General features: G+C 54.8%; 12 protein-coding genes. 5 read left to right on the top strand and 7 right to left on the bottom strand.

Translation table 11 applies throughout. The features are described from left to right. Positions 1-45 precede the first annotated feature (45 nt). The 4 genes from AC2FFB_RS08545 (at position 46) to AC2FFB_RS08530 (ending at position 6,268) form a co-directional block, all read left to right on the top strand. Positions 46-1,578: a sulfatase-like hydrolase/transferase gene (locus tag AC2FFB_RS08545; RefSeq protein ID WP_281995124.1), complete on the top strand. Its 1,533-nt coding sequence runs from the start codon at positions 46-48 to the stop codon at positions 1,576-1,578. A 104-nt stretch (positions 1,579-1,682) separates the two neighbouring features. Further along, positions 1,683-3,548, top strand: a complete 1,866-nt coding sequence (locus AC2FFB_RS08540; protein WP_496713599.1) for a PAS-domain containing protein — start codon at positions 1,683-1,685, stop codon at positions 3,546-3,548. Further along, complete coding sequence (locus AC2FFB_RS08535; protein WP_142636417.1) at positions 3,548-4,249, top strand: response regulator transcription factor; 702 nt, start codon at positions 3,548-3,550, stop codon at positions 4,247-4,249. Before AC2FFB_RS08540 ends, AC2FFB_RS08535 begins: the two co-directional genes overlap by 1 nt. 252 nt (positions 4,250-4,501) lie before the next feature. Continuing rightward, positions 4,502-6,268, top strand: a complete 1,767-nt coding sequence (locus AC2FFB_RS08530) for an ABC transporter ATP-binding protein (protein ID WP_496713601.1) — start codon at positions 4,502-4,504, stop codon at positions 6,266-6,268. A gap of 77 nt (positions 6,269-6,345) precedes the next feature. Here AC2FFB_RS08530 and AC2FFB_RS08525 read toward each other — a convergent pair whose 3' ends face one another. The 5 genes from AC2FFB_RS08525 to AC2FFB_RS08505 all read right to left on the bottom strand — a co-directional run bounded on the left by AC2FFB_RS08525 (position 6,346) and on the right by AC2FFB_RS08505 (position 15,830). Then, complete coding sequence (locus AC2FFB_RS08525; protein ID WP_496693774.1) at positions 6,346-7,656, bottom strand: HlyD family type I secretion periplasmic adaptor subunit; 1,311 nt, start codon at positions 7,654-7,656, stop codon at positions 6,346-6,348. After that, the gene (locus AC2FFB_RS08520) at positions 7,640-9,787 is read right to left on the bottom strand and encodes a type I secretion system permease/ATPase (protein WP_496689260.1); all 2,148 of its coding nucleotides are present in this window, start codon (positions 9,785-9,787) and stop codon (positions 7,640-7,642) included. Before AC2FFB_RS08520 ends, AC2FFB_RS08525 begins: the two co-directional genes overlap by 17 nt. Then, positions 9,784-11,007: a TolC family protein gene (locus AC2FFB_RS08515; protein ID WP_496874788.1), complete on the bottom strand. Its 1,224-nt coding sequence runs from the start codon at positions 11,005-11,007 to the stop codon at positions 9,784-9,786. Before AC2FFB_RS08515 ends, AC2FFB_RS08520 begins: the two co-directional genes overlap by 4 nt. Before the next feature lie 137 nt (positions 11,008-11,144). Further along, positions 11,145-11,939: a SapC family protein gene (locus tag AC2FFB_RS08510; protein ID WP_496693773.1), complete on the bottom strand. Its 795-nt coding sequence runs from the start codon at positions 11,937-11,939 to the stop codon at positions 11,145-11,147. A gap of 60 nt (positions 11,940-11,999) precedes the next feature. Then, a complete protein-coding gene (locus tag AC2FFB_RS08505; protein ID WP_496874787.1) occupies positions 12,000-15,830 on the bottom strand; it encodes an Ig-like domain-containing protein in 3,831 nt (1,276 codons plus the stop codon). Positions 15,831-16,042: 212 nt separating this feature from the next. On the opposite strand from AC2FFB_RS08505, the gene AC2FFB_RS08500 reads away from it, so the two are divergent. Beyond that, positions 16,043-18,094: a beta-propeller fold lactonase family protein gene (locus tag AC2FFB_RS08500; RefSeq protein ID WP_496874786.1), complete on the top strand. Its 2,052-nt coding sequence runs from the start codon at positions 16,043-16,045 to the stop codon at positions 18,092-18,094. A 12-nt stretch (positions 18,095-18,106) separates the two neighbouring features. Here AC2FFB_RS08500 and AC2FFB_RS08495 read toward each other — a convergent pair whose 3' ends face one another. Beyond that, entirely contained in the window at positions 18,107-19,423 is a 1,317-nt protein-coding gene (locus AC2FFB_RS08495) for an HlyD family type I secretion periplasmic adaptor subunit (protein WP_271948965.1), read from the bottom strand. Beyond that, positions 19,423-21,162 (bottom strand): type I secretion system permease/ATPase, encoded by a 1,740-nt coding sequence (locus AC2FFB_RS08490; RefSeq protein ID WP_496874785.1) that lies wholly within the window; start codon positions 21,160-21,162, stop codon positions 19,423-19,425. Before AC2FFB_RS08490 ends, AC2FFB_RS08495 begins: the two co-directional genes overlap by 1 nt. Between the last annotated feature and the right edge of the window lie 364 nt (positions 21,163-21,526).

Raw genomic sequence — 21,526 nt, 5'->3', positions numbered from 1 at the left:
CACAGTCTGCCCCTGAGACCTATTTGGTGGAATCGGGGGCAGGGAATGCGGCAGCGCGGAAATGTCTTGTTTGTCGTGATTGACCAGCTTCGGGCAGATTGTCTGACCGGCGCGCTGGCCGAGCATGTCAATTTGCCTAATTTGCGCGCTTTTATGGACGAGGCCGTCACGTTTCAGCGCCATTTCTCGGTTACTAACCCTTGTGGCCCGTCGCGTGCGTCCATCCTGACCGGGCAATATGCGATGAATCATAGATCGGTTCGCAATGGAACGCCTTTGCGGCACGACACGCCAAACATCGCAACCGAGATTCGTAAGGCGGGATATCTGCCCTTGCTCTACGGGTATACCGACACCTCGGCTGACCCACGGGTTTACGATGCCAATGACCCGATCCTGAAATCTTACGAACGTCCCATGGAGGGGTTTGAAGAGGTCGTGGAAATGCGGCTTGAAGAATCTTATCCCTGGCGCGCTGACTTGCTGAAAAAAGGTTACAGGTTCGACTCATACTGGGATCTGCACAAACCTGTTTCAACCTCAGGTGAGCCATCCAAATTGAACGACCCGGCGGTGTACCGCGCCGAAGACAGCGACACCGCCTTTTTGACCAACGCTTTTCTGGACAGTATCGCGGCCTTCGGCGACCAAAGCTGGTTTGCGCATCTGACCTATATCCGGCCTCATCCTCCTTTGGTCGCACCCGCTCCCTATAACGATATGTACGATCCCGTCGCGTTGCCGCGGCCGGTTGGTCATGTCAGCCCAGAAGATGAACTGGCAATACACCCGTTTTTTGGACCAACGATGGCTCGGTATTCGGCTTCGGATTTCGTTTTGGGTTTTGATGAGGTGCAACCCTCCACGGCCAATATTCAGGCGCTGCGCTCTGTTTATCTGGGCCTTGCAACAGAGGTCGATTATCATATCGGCCGCGTTGTCCAGTTTCTCAAGGACAGCAATCAATATGATGAGACATTGATCGTAATCACAGCTGACCACGGTGAAATGCTGGGTGATCGACATAGCTGGGGTAAGATGACCGTCTATGACGCAGCTTATCACACGCCTTTACTGGTCCGGATGCCAGGCAATCAGGCGCAGGCCGGAGCCGTGGTGACGGCACCGACCGAGTCGATTGACATCACGCCAACCATTTTGGATTGGGTGGGCCAGAGTATCCCGAATTCTATGGATGGGCGGTCTTTAATGCCGTTTCTGCAGGGGCAGGGACCCAAGGATTGGCGAAGCTTTTCTTTCAGCGAGCTTGACTTTGCCGAGCCGGAAAATCCAACCCTTTGGCAACAGGAATTGGGAACGGGCAGTAGCGATTCATGCCTGTCCATCTTGCGTGACGAACGTTTTACGCTGGTCGAGTTTGCGGCAAACCTGCCACCGCTTTTGTTTGACCACCTGCGTCGCGGCGAAATGGAAAACGTGGCGAGCAACCCGGAATACGCAACAGACCTGGCCAGGTTGGGGCGCGAGATGCTGCGGCACCGTATGCGAAATATGGACCATACGCTTTCCCTGCATTCCATCACCAAAGAGGGGCCAAAATCCAAGCTCAGGCATTAGTCGGGAATGTTGCCCTGTCTCTGCTACACCTGCGATCAATCTGATGTTACGCATAGCTTCAGAGAGGGGGCAGATTGAACATCACAGATAACCAGATAAAGGCAATGACGACAGCTGGGCTGAATCTGATCGGTCAGGCGTTGTCGATCTACGACAGTCAGTTGCGGCTGGTGCTTTGCAACCGGCCTTTTCAGGTGATGTTCGACCTTCCGGATGATCTGGTCCGGCCGGGTGCGTTGTTCCGTGACACAATACATTTTCTGGCGAGTATCGGCGAGTATGGCCATGATGAGGATGTCGAGGACATCGTCGCACATAGGGTCAGTCAAGCCCTCACATTTGAACCGCACTATATTGAGCGCGTCAGGGCGAATGGGCAGGTGATCTCGGTCGAGGGTGCACCGCTGCCCAACGGCGGATGGGTAACGGTCTATACCGACATCACAGATACCAAACAGGCCGAAGCGCTATTGCGGGCGCGTTCCGAAGAATTGTCGGACGAATTGTTGACCCGGGCCGAGGAATTGGCAGCGACCAACAGAAAGCTAGCGTCGACCATTTCGGCTTTGGAAGAGGCAAAACGTCAGTTAACCGAAATCGAAGCCCGTACCCGGATGACAACCGAAATGATGCCAGCGCATATTGCGCATCTGGATGCCGATGGGCGGTACGATTATTCCAATCGCAAGCTCAGTTCGGTTTTGCCCGGCCGTCCCTCTGAAATTCTTGGGATGCATATTTCTGACGCTTTGGGACCGGCCGCATTTGCGCGGATCGAACAGAACCTGAACCGTGCCTACGACGGGGAAGCCACGGTATTTGAATTCACAGAGGGTCAGGATTCACGTCGAATCCGTGTTTCGTTCACGCCCGACAGCGAAGGCGGTGTCTATGTGATGTCAGTTGACATCACTGAAGAAACGCAAGCCCGTGTGGCCCTGCAACAAACACGCCGCCGGGAAATGGCGGCGCAAATGACAAGCGGTCTTGCGCATGATTTCTCAAACTTGCTGACAATTATACTGGGGATGCAGGCCAAGCTTGATAAAATGGACCTGCCGGAAGGCGCACAAAAGCTGGTGGCCGCCACGCGCCAGACTGCTAAACGCGGCGGGCAGTTGCTGAACCGCATAGCAGGCATGACCGGCAACCGAACGCCGCAACCCAAAGCCACGGATATGCGTGCTCTGCTCGAGGATTTGCGTATTCTCGCCACGCCGTCACTGCCGCGTGGCATGGGGCTTTCGGTCGTGAATACATTGCCGGATGTGGCACTTATGTTGGATCAGGGGATGATGCAGGACGCCATCCTGAATCTGGTGCTGAATGCGCGAGATGCGTGCGGAGAAACAGGTCAGATCACGATCAGCGCGCATACGATTGGTGGAACCTGGATCGAGATTTCCGTCTCGGACACAGGGCCGGGCTTTTCGGAAGAAGCGCTTGGAAAAGCACTCAATCCTTTCTTCACCACAAAGGGTGATAAGGGATCGGGTTTGGGTTTGCCCATGGTTTACGATACGGTCAAATTGACCGGCGGAAATCTGAGCCTGCGCAATACACCAAGCGGCGCCATGGTGGTTCTTCGGTTACCATACCGCGCCGCGCCGCCTGCGCTGGAAGGGCTGGTTCTGTTGGTTGAAGACAGCAGCCAACTTCGTCGGAATTTCCGTGATATGCTTGTGGAGATGGGGTTCACCGTGATTGAGGCGACCTCAACCGATGAGGCGCTTTCATTGGTGAACCAGATCGAAGACATTGCATTGATATTGTCCGACATTCGGCTGGAAGGACCAGAGACGGGGCTTGACCTTTTGCAGAAAGTGAACCCTGACTTGCCGTGTATTCTAATGACATCGCTGCCTTATTCCGACCCGCTGCATCGTCAGGCACTGGCTTTGGCACCAGTTCTGCGCAAACCGTTCACACAAGCGCAGCTTACTGCCTTAATCCGAAATGAGGCCGCATGATGAACCAACCGCTGGTAACCATCTTAGATGATGAGCCTGAGATACGTCGTATCCTGACCGACACACTGGAAGAGGCGGGGTTCCGCACTCAAAGTTTTTCCCGTGCTCGTGAATTTGAAGCATCGTTGAAAAGAGTGGTGCCCGATGTGTGTCTGGTCGACCTGTCTTTGCCGGACACAGACGGCTTGGCACTTGTTCATCGCCTGGCTTTGGAACAAGGTGCCGCAGTCATCATTATTTCGGGGCGGGCACAGGTACAGGATCGTGTCACCGGATTGGAGCTTGGTGCGGATGACTACATCACCAAACCCTTTGATCCAGCCGAAGTGGTCGCTCGTATCCGGGCGCGGCTTCGATCATCGCGGGCACCAGCTCCTCAGTCAGAGATCGCAGAATTCAACGGCTGGACCGCGTATTTCGACCGCTACGTTCTTGAAGACGGTTCCGGATCAGAAACGCCGTTCAGCCACGCCGAGGCCGAGGTGTTACGTCTGTTTCTAGATAGTCCTAAACGGTTGATCAGCCGGTCGCAGATGCAAGAAGCGCTCGGGGGAGGCGCGGGCGACAGCTTTGACCGGGCCATGGACGTGCGAATATCCCGATTGCGAACAAAACTGGGCGAGGACCCTAAGAACCCGCGATTGATTAAAACCATCTATGGGGCAGGGTACATCTTTTTGGGCGACGTCGCCTGGCGATGATGATGACGAAGCTGGGTGCATCTGGCATTCGGTGTGAAACGGGCTCATAAGCTGTCGGAACGTAGGGGTGCTAAAGTAGATATTGCGGTCGCCACCCCGTTATTGTCGGTCGCGTGTTGATAATCTTTCGGCAGGCACTGGATTCTCGGTACAGTCAGGCATAACTAACACAACCGCGCGGTTCTTTGGCTAAGGCTAACTTGGGTTGAAACGTGATCAGATATCGAATTCGAAAAGGTTTTGGAGCGTAAAATGATCAAAGAGACCTTAGCGAACTGGCGATCCAGCCATCTCGGTCGACTTTTGAGTGAAAGTCTTCGGAAGCAGGGTTGGTTGTACGGTGTTGCCATGGTGGCGATGATTGTCGTCGCAGCAACAACTGCGGGAACCGCATGGATGATGGAGAACATCGTCAATGCGATGACCACGCCTGAGATGAAGTCGCAAGTCTACCTGATTGCCGCAGCGGTCGTCGGCTTGTTTTTGAGTAAGGCTGTCGCCTCTTATATCCAGTCAATCTTTCTGGCGCGTGCGGGCAACCGGATCATCGCGGTGCAACAGGAAAGGCTTTACAATAAGCTGCTGAAACGCGGTGTTGGTTTCTTTGCTGAAACAGAATCGTCCAACCTTCTTATGCGCGTAACTCATGGCGCTCAGGCCGCGCGGCGGCTTATCGACGTCATGGTGACCAGCTTCGTTCGTGATGCCCTGACATTGGTCGGCCTCATCTTCGTGATGATTTACCAGGAACCTGTATTGTCAATTCTGTTCTTCTTTGTGGGTCCCGTTGCGCTTTTGAGTGTGCGTTACATCCTCAAAGGTGTGCGGTCGATCATGCAGTCAGAAATGAAGGCGCTGTCTGAAATCATCAAGGTTCTGCAGGAAACATCTGCGGGCATTCGGGTCATCAAGGTCTTTGCTTTGGAAGACAACATGACTGACCGTATGAATGGGGCGATCAGGTCGGTTGAAAAACGGGCGAACTCAATTTCCAGATTGCAGTCGATTGCCAGCCCGTTGATGGAGCTTCTGGCCGGTGTCGCGATTGCGGGTGTTCTGATCATCAGTACTCTTGATATTACCGGCAGCGAGCCGACTTCGGCAGGCCAACTGATGTCATTTATCACAGCGCTTCTGATGGCTTATGAACCCGCCAAACGCCTGTCAAAAATGCGGGTCGTGATTGAAACGGCCCTGGTACCAGTGGGGATGATGTTCGAGCTGCTCGATCAGGAAGACCCGATGGTCGAAAGCGTGAACCCTGAAAAGCTGAAATCCGGCCCGGGTGAAATCCGTCTAAACAACGTGACGTTCGGCTATCAGGGTGAGCAAAAAGTAATCCGAGATATGAACCTGACCTTCGAGGCAGGCAAGACGACAGCTCTGGTGGGTCAGTCCGGTGGTGGCAAGTCCACGATTTTTGGGTTGATCATGCGGTTTTATGATCCCGATCAGGGCAAGGTCGAAATCGATGGCCAAAACCTTGTCGATGTAAGTTTTGCCTCTTTGCGCCGGAAGATCTCCTATGTGGGCCAAGACACGTTCCTGTTCTCGACAACCGTGATGGAGAACCTTCGTTTTGCGCGACCTGGTGCCACCGATGAAGAGGTGATTGAGGCCGCAAAGGCTGCCCATGCTGATGTGTTCATCTCACAACTGCCAAATGGGTACGATACGCAGGTAGGCGAAAACGGCGCGTTTCTTTCTGGAGGTCAAAAACAGCGTTTGGCGATCGCGCGGGCAATTCTACGCAATGCCGAGATTTTGCTTTTGGATGAAGCCACCAGTGCTTTGGATGCGGAATCTGAGGCGCTTGTTAAGGCTGCGCTGGACAAGTTGACCGAGAATGTAACAACCATTGTAATCGCACACCGGCTTTCAACTGTGCTTCAGGCAGATACCATTATGGTTGTTCAAGACGGTGAAGTTATCGAACAAGGCAACCTTGATGCGCTAATCGAACATAACGGGACGTTCCGCCAACTGTTTGACCAGCAATTCAAGCTTCCGGGATCCTAAGCTCAGTCCGAATGGGCGGGGCCCCACATAGATTCTGAACGGCATCGAGAAGTAATGGGCGTTGGCCCGGTCAATTACTACTCACGAAGAGCCTGATCTTTGACTTTGACAATCGGCTGCAGCAGGTAGTCCAAAACGGTTTTCTTGCCCGCAAGAATATCCACCTCGGCAATCATGCCGGGAATAATTTCAACCGCTACTCCGTTCCCATCCAACATCGAGTGGTTGGTCCGGATTTCCACGACAAAAACTTCTTCATCGTCCCGCTCAGATCGCGTCACGGTATCAGCCCCGATACGGATAATTTGCCCGTCCAAGGCCCCGTATCGAGCAAAATCATAGGCAGTAATCTTGATCCGAACCAACTGTTCAGGGTGCAGAAATGCGATGTCTTCGGGGCGGACATAGGCTTCGACCAACAAAGACTCATCCAGCGGTACAATTTCGATCAGTTCCTCACCGCTCCGTGCCATACCGCCTATGGTCGTGCGGTGAATGCGATTTACGATGCCGCGTACCGGCGACCTGATTTGTGCCTGTTCCGCTCTGTTTCGTAAGGCTGGCAGTGATGGTTCCAGAGTAGCCAGTTCCGCAGTTGCCAATGCAAGTTCGGTCAAAGCCGCACTTCGAAACCTGCTTTGTGTCGCCCGAACCCGATCATCAATTTCCTCCAATCCTGTCTTCAGACGGTTGGTAGCGGCTTCAGCCCTGGTCCGGCGGCCTTGCCACTCAGCCTCGCTGCGTCGCAATGACAATAGTGTCGTGGCGGGTTCCATCTGCTGTTCTACTAGGGGGGTAATGATTGCCCGTTCCTCGGCCAGAACTTTCAAAGTCTCGGACGCGGTCACCGTATCGACAAGCCCTTCTTCGTATTCTCTTAACCGTTGTTCCCGTTGGCTCATCAGAATTGAGATTTCTGCCTGCAACTCTGATCGCCGGCCTTGAAACAGAGCTGTCTCAGACTGAACAACAGTCGGCGCACCTTGGACCAGGATCGTATCAAATGTCAGCTCGGTCTCGTCTATCTCTGCTTGCAGGCGCTGAGATCGGGCTCTCAAGCCATATGCACGCTGTTCCTCTTGGCTGAGCTTGCTGTCGATTTGGGTGGTATCGAACTCCATCAGCAACTTCCCCTTTTCAACAACCTCGCCTTCTCGGACATTCAATGACTGCAGAATGCCGGACTCCGTAGCTTCAATCATCTGAACATCCGCCGACGGCACGATGCGGCCTTCTACACGGGTGACATCATCAAGTTCAGTGAAATGGGCCCAAAACGCTGCTGTCGCCAGGAAAGTCAGGATTACCAAGAGAAGCAATGAACTCCTGACCGGTGACCCGCCTCGCATTTCCCGCGCAAGCGAGGCTAGGTCATGATGCTGCGACATTCAGATGCCTCCGTTGCTTTCCGGAATGCTGTGACAGTATGCTTTTTGGTCCATCTACCCGTACTTTGCCGCCCTCTATGACGATAACCCTATCGACAAGTTCCAATAGGCTGGTTCGATGGGTTACGATCAGCATAGTTGTGTCGGGGGTCGCCTTTTTGAGCCGCTGTATGACCTCAGCTTCGGTTTTGACGTCCATGGCACTTGTTGGCTCGTCCAGAAGAAGAACCGGAGGTTTACCAATCAAGGCTCTGGCCAAGGCGATGGCCTGCCGTTGTCCCCCTGACAATCCCTCACCGCGCTCTGCCAGATTTTGGTCATAGCCTCCGGGATGGCGAGAGACAAAATCCTCGACCCCAGCGACTTGCCCCGCCCAAATCAGGTCCTCATCCCTTGGCCTGATTGCGCCGCTTTTGATATTGTCGCGGATTGACCCGGAAAACAGCCAAATATCTTGCAGAACAGAGCCGATATTGCGCCGCAAATCACCTGGATCAATTTGTCTGATATCGACCCCATCCAATTGAACAGACCCGGCGTCTGGATCGTACAAGCCAAGCATTAGCCGCGCGACCGTGCTTTTCCCCGAGCCGATCGGACCAAGGATTGCAACCTTCTCTCCGGGCGAGATGGTGAATGAAACACCGGACAAGACGTTGTCGTGTTTTTCGGGATAAGCAAACTGGATATTTTCGAAGGTTAATCTCCCTTCAAAGCGATCGCGACTGATCCAGCTCCGCCCTTCGGGGCGTTCACTGTCGGCCTGCATTAAGGCATTAAGGTTTTGATAGGCATTTCGGGCCTGATTAACCCGTGTCAGGGTCTGTGCCAGTTGCCCAAGTGGCGCAAGAGCCCGCCCGGTCAACATGACCGAAGCAACAAGCGCGCCCATGCTTGCCTGACCATCCATCACAAGAAAAACACCGTAGAAAACGATAAGGACCTGGGCGGCCTGTTGGGTAAATCCGGTCAGATTCAAGGCAAATTGAGTCACTGCCCTGCTGCGCGCGCCATGTGATGACTGAAGCTGTATGGCAGCCTCCCACCGCGACCTCATTGGCCGGGCCGCCGCTGTCGTTTTTATGGTCTCCAACCCGGATACAGTTTCGACCAGAACCGATTGCTTGGATTGACCATCGATGAAGCTTTTCTCGGCAAGGCGAGAAAGTATAGGTTGCACGATGATGCCTGCTAGCAAAACGACAGGGACAGCCAGAGCTGGAACAAGTGCAAGTGGGCCACCGACCAAGTAAATGACAAAGACAAACAATGCTATGAAGGGTAGATCTACGACTGCCACCAAGGTGGCGGATGTGAAAAACTCACGGAGTGTTTCAAATTCACGAATGGTGCTGGCCATGGCCCCTGTCGAACCTGTGCGCGCCTTCATGCGAATGTTGAGGACCTGGTCAAAGACTCTACGGCCCATCGAAATATCTGCTTTCTGGCCAGCCCGATCTATGAATCCTGCCCGCAGGAGTTTGAGCACGAAATCAAAAAGCAGCGCGATCCCAACACCTGCTGTCAAAGCAATCAGAGATTCTGTGGCTTCGTTTGGCAAAACACGGTCATAGACGACCATGATAAAGACCGAGGTAGATAGACCAAGCAGATTTGCCAACGCCGCCGCAAGCGCAACCTGAGTGTAAGACCAACGATTTTCCGCCATAGCAGACCAAAACCAGTGGCCCGAAGCAGAACTGGGCCCCGTGGCTAAATCCTCACGGTGATTGCGCCGCAGCAGGATCGCAAACCCTGTATAGACTTCTGATAGATCGGTTTGCTGAATTTGACCTATTTCCGTGCCAACCTCCGGATCATAGATCAGAACCCGACCATTTGAGGTTCGGCCATGAAACACAACGGATCTTCCCCCTTCAAGAATCAACAACGCAGGAACCAAAGTGTTGTCAAAAGCTGACAAAGCCCTTCTTCCGTATCCCGCCTGGACCCCAACACGCCGTGCCAGTTCCAATGAATCGCGGATTGTAAGCTCTCCGTTCGAGCCTGTTTGGGCCGCGAGGATCCCGGCAAACGTGATTGGACAGTCAAGATGGGCCGCAGCGTGCATCAGGCATTTTTCAAAGCACGATAACTCGGGCGTTGCGAAGGCAGGTGTCAATTGTTTCATTGAGAACCCTCAACGGAACTGATTGAAATGCCAAGGAGATCCAGGATGTCACCAGTCAAACTAAGGATTGCGTAATCTGTCAGGAAATAGTTCTGTTCGGCTAGGATAAGTCTCTCCTGCGCATTCACATAGTCGCGCTGTGCGTCTAGGATTTCGATCAGACTGCGTCGTCCGATTGTGAATTGCGCGCGCGCCGCTACAACACTGTCAACATTCGCCTGCGCAGCTATTCGCGCCTCTCTAAGCCGTTGTGCTCCAGCAATTTGGTCAGCGCGAATTGTGTCCAGCTCTCTTTGTATTTCTCGCGTTAGGGATTGATGAACGAATTCCGCTTCGCGAACTTTGGCTTCAGCCGCGGTGATGGCGGCACGGCGCTGTCCAGTAGAGTCCAGCTCATAATTGAAGGACAGGTCGACCCCGAAATTTGCGTCATTGCTATCATCGCGATCCGCAAATGCCGAAACATTCACGCCGGGTTGACGGCGTGCCAAAGCGGCAGCACGTTCTGCCTTGGCGGCAAGCAGGGCCGCTTCCGAACGTCGAATCTGCAGGCTTCCCGTTACGATACTATGATCCGATTGTGAGATCGTCGGCGCTTTGACTGGGGGTTGCAGATCACCTGATGGGCTGCCAAAAACTTCACGAAAACGGGCATCGGCGAGGTCCACTCTGGCTTTTGCATCCGCCAGTCGCGTCCGTGCATCGGCCATCCGCGACCGCGCTGTCAATACATCGGCGTTCGAACCAGCGCCTAATGCAGCCCTCTCGGAAATTTGTTGAACGAGCTGTTGGTGGACTTCCACATTTTTCACCGAAATATCCAGGATTTTCCGTAAATCCAAGACCACTATATAGACCTCAATCGCAGCCAGAGCGGTTGCCGAAGCTGTTGATAACTGGCCGCCGCGACTTTCAAAAACCCGTGCTTTTGCAGCAGTCAAATCACCGGATGCGGCCCCCCCGTCATAAACGAGCTGTGAGATCCGCAGATAAGGGGTCACGTCGGCTGTGTCCGAGTCTACCCGCTCGGATCTGGCGTTGATTCCAAGTGAAACCTGCGGAAGAAAGGCCCCTTTTGCCGCGTCGTGATTGGCTACCGCCACATCCAGCGCGGACATAGATCGCGCGAGGTTGGGGCTGGTCTCGACAGCGTGCCGTACGCGCTTGCCAAAGGAACTGGTGGTCAGTTTCTGAGATGGTTCATGTGTGCGGAAACCCACGGCCCCGGTTGAAAAAGAAGCCTCGACACCGGCAATGTCAGGTGGTTGGGTACAGGCCGATACTATGTTGAAAGAGAGAGCAGAAATCAGAAAACTCAAAAAGCGACCGCATGTGGGCATTTGTCATTCACACTTCATTAGGGCCAGATTACGTCATCGGTTTGGGCTTGGGCGAATGCATTCATGAAACCGGTAAGTTCTGAATTTTCGGTGTATTTTACAGATGCACCGGCCTGGGAAATCTGCTTTTGCGCCTGAAAAAGCCATCTGAGATTGGATAATGAAGCCTGATGGCCATAGATCAGGCGTAAGCCTTTTGTTTCGACCAGTTCAAATTTGCGTTTTGCCGATAGCTGTTCCAGGCGTGCAGAGTTGATTTGCAACCAGTTATGTGCAGAGCCTAATTCCAAATTGCCGCTCAGGGGCTCAAACAGCCCAAATGCGTCTATCATCTTGCAAATTTCGGTTGTTCTAATCTGAGAGGTTGCGCACGCTTTCAAGAAGTTTTGAACTTCTTTCAATTCAGTGCCGAGCGTATCCGGAGTTGAAAAAAAGGGATTGTCAGAGCACTCTTCGGTCAACAGGCCTGAACCTTCATCTACCACCAGCTGAAAGGTGCTGCCGTTATCCATTCGGCGGCACGAAAAGGGGTGGCTGCGCAGTTCGGACGGAATATAGCTGGCCAGCCAACGCCCTTCTGTTGAAACAAATGGCGAGGGTTCACCAGCAAGAAGTGAATATACAGCAATCGGTTCAATTTCTGGGCCGGTCCTGCGAAACACAATCGGAAAAGTGGCTGCAATCTGGAGCACCTCTTCTTCCACGATCACGCTCTCGGTGCGTTCAGCTGCAAAGTCATAAGATGTGAAACGCTTCCAATACTGATGACTGTGACGGTTGAAATTGATTGGAACTAGGCCATTCTGTGCCATGGCAACCTCTTGAATATCGAGAATACTGCCACCCGTGCAGGGTGGCAGTGTAGTCGAGCGTCAGGCACTGGCCCCGGTTGGATCGGTATGCAGAATATTGTCAGCAGTAAGCCCGCTGAGGTCATCCAACCCGGTGAAATGGGCCACCGTTTCGACTGTCGCCGCATCGGATGCGGAATAGTCGACCTTGACTAGCACACTGTCAGTTCCATCCGTAGCCAGGACATAGATCTCGTCACCTGCTTTGGCGCCGGTAAGGCTTTCGACCGCGGTCTCGATGGTTTGAGCAGTCAGATCGCTCAGCTCTGTCGTCAAACCAACCACTCCGGTGTCCGCGCCTAGTGCATCCCCTACTGAAAGCGTTTCCACACCTGTTCCGTCGCCGCGCAGGCTGTCGACATCCAATCCACTGAACATGATCGCATCAGCGGTGTCAGTCGCGGGTCCAGTCGTGAAGCCAGTGATCGTATCAACGCCATTTGCTGTTGGGTCCGGCTCGAACACGACAATGTCCCGACCAGCACCTGAGACATCCACTGTGTCATCGCCGTCCTGGCCACGAATGACGTTGTCGATGTTGGTTGCAATCAATGTGTCGTCGCCTGATGTCCCGATCTGCAGCACCGATGGACCACCATCCGGAGTCGTCAACGTCAGAACAATCGGTTCAGAGGCATCTAGAACTGTCATCGTGAATGTGACGATGGGTTGGGACAGGTCGGAATAGGTGGTCGCCGCGCCAGCAAAACTGACGGCTGATCCACTCACCGGGTTCGTCAGGAACAAATCGAATGCCCCATTCTCGACATCTGATCCGGTGTCAAACGTCACCACTGAGGGATCGAAACCCAGTTCGGCTGTGATCGCCAGACCGCTGGACAGATCCGTATCAGGGTCTGCGTAGATTTCAAATGTGACTGTTGATCCACTTTGTCCGGCTTCAGTGATCACATAGGCTGCAGGTTCATGGGCCGTGTTTTCATCCGTAACTGGCAAAGGATCAGGGCCACCTGCCACAGATACCTCTGCGCCAAAGTCCAGATCATCCCCCGCCTCGACTGATGCAAAGGTCGCAACACTTACCAACAGTGTCCAGGTTCCGTCGGCACCGACCGTAGCGGTTCCGACTGACATGGAATTCAACGTCACATCTACAGCCTCACCTGCGGCAAGGCCTATTGACGTGCCAGAGACAACGACTCCTGAATTTTGGGCGTCATTCAATGAAACGGCACCGTTTGTTCCGGTGTCATTGATTGTCAGGACAGGCCGGAAATCCGTGGCTAACGGGGTGGCGGCGGCGGTAGAGATGTTGCCGGCGGAATCCGTAACCGTCGCTGAAACCTGGAAGGTTGTGCTGTCTGCCAACGCTCCCAAGTCACCGGACGGAACGATTGCTGACCAGGTGCCACTTGAGGCGGTGCCTGTATAGGACTGCCCGTTCAGTGTGACTGTAACCGTTTCCCCATCGGCGGCATCCGTAGTCCCGGTGATCGTCAGGTCACTATCTTTTTCGGATACATCCAGCTCTGACCCGACCGAAAGAGGGTCGATGGTGACCGCTGGTGCTGTATAGTCTGTGTCAAAACTGGTTGATGTCGCTGTTGTGTTCCCAGCCGCATCCGAAGCAGATGCCTCGACATCGTAGGTTTCGCTATCCTGAAGTCCGGCCAAATCCGCGGCTGAGGCGGTATAGGTCCAGGACCCGCCCGTTACAGTCGCCGTGCCGGTGACGTCAACTGTGCCATCCTGCCGAACGATTTCTACGGTCACAACCGTGCCATCTGCCGCATCGGAAGTTCCAGACACCGTGAGGTCGGTTCCTTGTTCTGCTGCGTTCATGACAGCCCCATCCGACAACCCGGTGATGGAAACCGCCGGTGCTGTGAAATCCGTTGTGAAACTGCCGCTGGCCTGCAGGGCCGGATTGCCAGCCGCGTCAGAGACATCTGCGGTAACATTGACGGCTGCTGCATCGGACTGGGCAGCAAGATCTACCGCCGGGACGGTCGCCGACCAGGTTCCGCCAGAGGCGGTTGCGGTGTAGTCCTGCCCATTCATGGAAACGGTTACGGTTTGACCATCCTCAGCATTCGTCGTCCCAGAGATTGTCAGATCAGTGCCCTGTTCGGCTGCATTCATGACAGCACCGTCAGAGAAGGTGTCGATGCTGACTGTTGGCGCACTGGCATCCTTAGACAGGGGCACACTTGCCTGCGGCGCTGACAGGCCGTCTGTGTCAAGCACATCCGCCGTGATCGTGAAATCGCCCCCATCTGCCAGCGATGCAAGATCGCTTGCAGGGACGGTGACGCTCCAACTGCCGCCGCTTACTGTGCCGCTGTAGCTTTGCCCATCCAGAGATACTGTCACCACCTGACCGTCCTGAACATTTCCTGTTGTGCCACTGATGGTCAGGTCGGAGGCGGTTTCGGCAGCGTTGATGACCGCACCAACGGACAATGGCGCGATATTCACCGAAGGCCCCGTCAGATCGACCGGTACCGAAGCCGTGGCCGGGACCGATGGGTTGCCTGCCACATCGTCAACGACAACACTTACCGAGGCCGGATTTCCGGTGGAGAGCGAGCCGAGATCGCCGCTGGGGATGGTGACACTCCAAGTACCGCCTGACACGGTGCCGGTATATGCTTGGCCATCGAACGTCACAGTGACCGTCTGCCCGTCTGCGGCGGATGTCGACCCGGTGACAATCAGGTCAGAGCCGATGTCCCCCAGGCCAATCGAACCGCCAGAGACCGGATCAAGCGTGATCGTTGGAGCGCTAAAGTCTGTGTCAAAGCTTGCGCTTGTCTGTATCGCCGGATTTCCTGCGCGGTCGTCGACATCGGCAGTCACTGAAACGGTCACCCCGTCAGGCAGGGCGGCCAGGTCTGTGGCCGGCACGGTAACATTCCAGTGGCCGCCGCCATTCACTGTCCCAGTATAAGTCTGCCCGTTTACAGATACCGTTACTGTTTGACCTCTCTCGGCGTCAGAAGTGCCCGAGATTGTAAGATCAGTCGCTTGCTCGGCGGCATTCAGAATGGCCCCGTCCGAAAAGCCCGTAATGCTGACCGTTGGTGGAAGAGTGTCCACATCAAATCTTACCGTTTCGACCGATACTTCCTCACCCGTTCCATCCAGGTTGCGGACGGTGACTGTTGTCACACCTTGAGGAAGGCTAGCCGCCTCAACCGCCGTAAGGGAAATACTCCAACTGCCATCTGGATTGGGCGTTGCCGTCTTGGTCAGTGACCCGATTGTCACCTCGACCGTTGTGGTTCCGGTCGGTGCCATCAGGTTTGCGCTGGCGCTGTTCAATGCGTTCGCTTGCAGACCAGCAAGGTTCAGGCTCTGGAAATTTGGAGCGGGCGCCGGAGCCTCGTCATCTCCACCGCCGCCGCCACCACCTCCCCCTGCTGCGGCTGCACCCGCCAGACCAAGGCCCCCCAAAACAGCACCGGCGCCGCTAACGCCGCCAGCGGCTGCTGCGGCTCCCCCGGCTTCGGCGGCCAGTGCGAATTGCGCGATTTCCGCCGCCGCATCTTCGGCAATCATGATGGAGCCGCCATCCAGGATATGAACATTCTCTGCCGAGACCAAAATCGTGCGCCCATCTTCCAATTTGAGGAGAACATCGCCATTTGCCAGCAGCTTTGCGCTGTTAACGCCGGGAATCGCATCAGCGAATTGGAAGGTGTCCAGTTCTTCGGTCGTGGCCTGTGCCAACGCAGGAAGGGCAAGCAAGGCCGAACTTAGACTGCCTGCGATACCGCGCCCGACCCAGCGACGCATTTTGTTGCCGATCCACTTGCGTATCTGTTGCCGCTGACCCGCATCGGGCCGGGTACTTGCAGGATTGCGTGTCATATCAGGTGTTTTGGTCATCTTGCCCTCACATGCTGTTTCCGCGCTGAAATCATGGGCAGCGACGTTTTGTTCATGTGTGTTGCCCATCGGATGTTCATGCGGTCGGACCAGAAAAAATTGTGTTAAACTGAAACCGAACTCCTCGTTTTCACCACAATCCCGCTTTGGTATTGGACCGGGCATCAGATCATCCTGTTCAAGAGCCAGGTTTTGGCGTGGGGTGATTTGGTATGATGCTTCAGTTCGGCGGAGTAGTTGCAACAGGGAGCGCAGCGCTCAATTCAGGTATCGGCGATACGGCTTTAGAAACGTTTAACGGGGAAACGTATCTGTACAGCCTGACCGGACAGGGAGGGGGCATTGTTGTATGGCACCTCGTCGAAGGCGCGGTTCCCCAGCAGCAAGACATAGAATATTTCAGTGGTACAATCTCGGGCACAGTTGGACGTTCCGGGGTAATGGTTTCTCTGTTGGGGGGCGATCAGATCGTTCTGGATGTCAGGTCCGCAACCGGCCTTGTCAGCTACGAAATCCTTCCAGACGGATCTATCGGAGAATTACAGGAAACCGGGACCCTGAACGGTGGGGGTGGCTATTCGGCCTTAGTGCAGGTTTCCTTTGGATCGGTCGACATTCTGGCCGTGGCGCAAGAGGGCAGCGGGTTGATTTCGACCTATACGGTCGGCTCAGACGGCTCACTGACCTTTGCGGGGGCCGTTGCAGGTCAGGCCGACTCGATCCAGACCGCTCAGTCCGGGTCGGATCATTTTGTCGTTGCAACCGACGCCACCAGCAATTCGATAACGACCTATTTGGTGGACAGCAGCGCGGGAACCTTGAGCCTCGCAGATTCCGGCGATGGGGTCTCGACCTTGGGCATTGGCGCCCCAACGGCCGTCGAAATTGTGCAGGCGCATGGCCATTCCTGGGTCATCGTTGCTGGCAGCGAAAGCAACACGATCAGCGTCATGGAGCTGTCTGGTGATGGCCGGTTGATACCCACCGATCATGTCCTGGATACACTGAATACCCGCTTTGAATCGGCTCAGGACCTGGCCGTGGTCGAAGTGAATGGTCAGGTGTTTGTCGTGGCCGGGGGAGGCGATGATGGGGTGACACTGTTTACCCTGACACCGGATGGTCAACTGGTCTATCTGGACAGTTTTGCCGATACGTTGAGCACCGGGCTGCAAAATGTCGAATCGCTCAGCGTGGCCCATGTCTGGGACGACATTCAGATCTTTGCCGCCTCACAAGAAGAGGCCGGGTTGACGCAGCTTACTTTTTCGGTCGCTGACCCGGGTATCGTAGCGGACGGTTATGGGACAGTCACTGGAACCGCGCAGAACGATATGCTCAGTGGCAGCATCCTTGATGCCTCTCTACTTGGCGGCGGCGGCGATGACATCCTGATAGCGGGGATTGGGGCCACTACGATGACCGGCGGTTCCGGGTCTGATATCTTTGTGATGCAGACCGGAAGCGCGATGACAACGATTACCGATTTTGAAGTCGGATCGGACAGGCTGGATCTGTTTGACTATCCATTCCTGCGCTCACCTGGACAGCTCACTTTTACGTCCACCGCGCAAGGTGCGCAGATCGGGTATCTGGATAATGTGGTTCAGGTGTTTTCGGCGTCAGGTGCTCCGCTGACCAGTTCAGATGTCTTTGGCGCCGGATTTGGCGGGCCAGACCATATTCCGGTGGATTTGAACGGTTTGGGCGGGCTCGACCCGGACAGTTCAGCAGGCATTCAAGGGAATATTACCATTGATTCACAAGCTGCAAATCCCGGTCTGTCAAACGCTGAAATACGTTTCACCCCGGACGGAGGCGGCACGGTTAGTGTCCAAGCCGACGATGAAGGGAGGTTCGATCTGGATCTGCCTTCGGGCACATTTATCGGTGAACTGGATATCATAAAGTCCTATTCGGCTGGGACCGGCGAGATCACGGCCTTGGACGCATTGCAGGTCTTGCGGCTTTCTGTGGGACTGGACCCGACATGGGGGCAGGCAGCACCGGAAAACCTAATTGCAGCCGATATCAATCAAGATGGCCTCATCAACGCTCTGGATGCGCTGGCTATCTTGCAGATCGCCGTCGGATTGCCCACAGCGCATGAGGCAGAGTGGGTGTTTCTGGACGCAGACGCTGATTTGTCGGGGATCACAAGTTCAAACGTGACCTACGAAACCGGTGTCGATGTCGTCGCGGTAGACGGAGTGATCACGACTGACATGACTTCGATCCTGTTGGGCAATCTCGAAGCGGTTTAAAGACGACGGAATCTATTCCCGGAAGGCCCTGTTAAAGTAATCGGCCATCGGTTTTATCAGATATGAAAACGGGGATCGCTCGTCCGTCTTGATCATCGCTTCGACTGGCATGCCGGGTACAAGACGTTGCCCGTTCAGGCGCTCGATCTGGTTGGCATCAGGTAACATTTCAGCGCGATAAAATGTGTGTCCGGTGTTCTCATCAGTGAACGTATCGGCAGAAATCGTGACAACATGCCCTTCGATTTCGGGGGTTTCGCGTTGGTTGAAGGCGGGAAATCGCAGGAGGGCGGGCTGCCCAATATATACTTGGTCCACATGAATCGCATCTACGCGAGCGGCGATCAGCAGAGGAATTTCCTGTGGTACGACATACATCATCGGTTCTGCCGGCTGTACAACCGAATGCAGTGCAAACACCTGGCTTCCATAGACAGTACCGGAAACCGGCGCCCTAATATCCAGCCGCGATAGACGAACAGCCAGCGAGAGCCTGCGTTCAGACAGTTCGGCGATTTTCGATTGCGCATCGCGTAAGGCGGTGATTGCTTCTTCGCGGCGTGTCGCCTGCAGTTCTACAATCTTGATCTCGGTTGCCGCGATTTGGCCTTTGAGCCGCGCGGCAGCCGCTTCGAGCCTGCCTATTTCACCTGTCAGGCTGGCTTCTTCGCGTTGCAAGGCGGATACCCGACTGGCTTGTGTCAGGCCGCGTTGAAGCAGGCTTTGCTGGTCCTGCAGCTCCTCCTGTATCAGATCGACCTGACGGCGCAGCGAGACCAGTTGCGCCAAGGTGCCCTCGATCTCGCTTTCTATCTGAATGCGTTGCTTGCTCAACTGCTGAGTCTGCTGATTTAGGGTATTCAGACGTGCCTCGAACAGGCGTTGCTGGCCGGCGATCAGCTCAGGGTCAATGTCTTCTTGTTTCTGTACGTCGTTCAGCGCGGATGTCAAAACAGTCAGATCAGTGCCATCGCGTTCGGCCTGAAGCCGCGCCTTTCGGACGAGTAATTCAAACAGCTGCGCCTCAACGATGGTCTTTTCCGAGGTCAGAAACGTGTCATCCAGACGTAACAGAATGTCGCCGCCGGTGACGGAATCACCGTCGCGCACAAAAATCTCGCCGACCACGCCACCGTCTGGATGCTCGACTACCTGGCGGTTGCTTTGAACTTCGATGACGCCCTGCGATACAATGGCGCCTGCCAGCCTGGTCTGCACCGCCCAAAAGCCCAACCCGCCGATTAAAATAGCCAGTGCGAGAAACCCGACCAGAGCAGGAAATGTAATGCGCCAAACAGGGCGCGTATCATTATGATTGGGCTTTTGCATTACTCACCCACCCGTGCCAGACCTTTTTTGATCGCATTTGCGTTCTGAACCATGGCGCTTAGCACCTCATCGCGGCTGCCGGATTTCACGACCTGGCCATTTTCAACAACAGCAAGATTGTCGCATTCCGAAATGGCCTGTGGTCGGTGCGTCATGATGATGGCTGATTTGCCCGCGGCCTTCAGTTCTCGGATAGCGGTGTTCAATGCCTCAGTGCCATCAGCATCCAGAGCCGAGTTCGGCTCGTCCAGGATCAGCAGGACAGGATCTCCATACAAAGCGCGCGCCAGAGCAATACGTTGCTTTTGGCCACCCGACAGTTGACTGTCATTGCCTTCCAGAAACGTGTCGTACCCCTTTTCCAATGTCAGGATCAGGTCATGAGCCTTGGCTTTCTTGGCTGCAGCGATGACCGCTTCCGAATCCGGGTTTTGGGACATCCGGGCGATGTTTTCGGTCACTGTTCCGTTGAACAAAGTGACTTCCTGCGGCAGATAGCCGATGTGTTGGCCCAAATCATCAGTCCCGTATTGATCCAGTGTAGCGCCTCCAAGCCTGATTTCGCCAACGGCCGGTTTCCACAATCCTAACAGGGCCTTGGCAAGCGTGGATTTTCCTGACCCGCTTTTGCCGATCACGCCCAAAGCTTTGCCCGGTTCTAGTTTCAGTGAAACGTTCCTGAGTGTCGGTAAATCGGCGCCGGGTGGTACAACGGTCAGTCCTTTGGCGATCAGGCGCGCATCTGGTACAGGCAATTTGGTCCGGTCCGGCTCGGGCGGGGTGGTGTCCAGGAATCGGTTCAGTGAAATCCACGCAGATCGCGCACGCTCCACCAATGCCCATTGGCCCACCGCCTGCTCGACCGGGGCCAATGCGCGCCCAAGCAGGATGGACCCTGCAATCATTGCCCCAGGGGACAGTTCGTTTCTTAAAACCAGCAAAGCTCCCAATGCCAGCATGGCAGATTGCAAGAACAGCCGCATCGACTTGGTTAATGAGGTAAAGCTTCCGGTCCAATCGCTGGCCGAGATGGTCTGTCTCAGCGCATCGGTCCTCTGGGTCAGCCAGCGTTGCGAGATGTCGTGCTGCATTCCTTGCGAGCGGACAACTTCTGCGGCTTGTCTGGCATGTTCCGAGAATGAGCCTGCCCGCGCCGAGGCCTGCTGTGCAGCGGCAACCTTTCTATGAGTGAGCGCCTGATTAAGCAGAGCGATGACAATCAGGATCGCGCCACCCGCAACCGCAAGCCATCCAAGCATCGGGTGGAATAGGAAGATTGCTGCCAGAAAAACCGGTGTCCAGGGGATATCCATTACGGCCAGCAAAACAGGTGAGGAACACAGGTTCTGGATTGCCTCAAGGTCGCGCAAGGCAGTGGCTGGGGCTGCACGGGCCTGCGGAACAAGAGATTTTCGCAGCGTTGCCTCGAACACCCGCTCGTCCAGTTGCGACTGGAACCTCGCTCCGAACCGCGCAACGATACGTCCTCGCGCAAAATCCAGCATGGCCATAAGGCTATATAATAGAGCGACAATCAGAAACAGCGCCGTGAGGGTTTCAACCGCCCGAGAGGCAAGGACCCGGTCATAAACCTGCAGCATGAATAAAGGCCCCGTCAGCATCAGCAGGTTGACAAAGATGCTGAACAGGAAGGCCAGTGCCAGAAATGACAGCCCCTTGTTGCGCACCTTGCGCAACTCATGTCTGGCAGGCAGGGACCTGGGAATTTCAGAGCTCACGTTGTTAGCCTTGGGTTACTGTTCGATACGGGCATTTGCGCCTTAATTTCTTGCACATTAGCCTTTGGTAAGCCTAATGCAAATGTGCGACTTCCCGGTTCAGGGAAATGGGCTGATATGTCAACATGATCACCACAGTCTCAAGCGGGTTTCTGCCAGACTGGGGCGATGGATCGCAAGGTGCTAAACGCTGCACACAAATGAGCAACTTACGATCTGTAGGAAAGCAAAAACTGACGAACCTGAATCCGGCGTCAGCCTGAATTCTTTTGATGCAGGTCAATGCGCAGCGCCAGCGAATGGCGTTCATGTAGAACCGTTCAGGTCGCCTCGGGGTCATTCATCCTTAGAAATCTCATATTGA

Source organism: Ruegeria sp. YTSA219 (genome assembly GCF_059609985.1).
The sequence above is the reverse complement of the archived record's forward strand: the minus strand, read 5'-3'. Positions and strand labels throughout refer to the sequence as shown.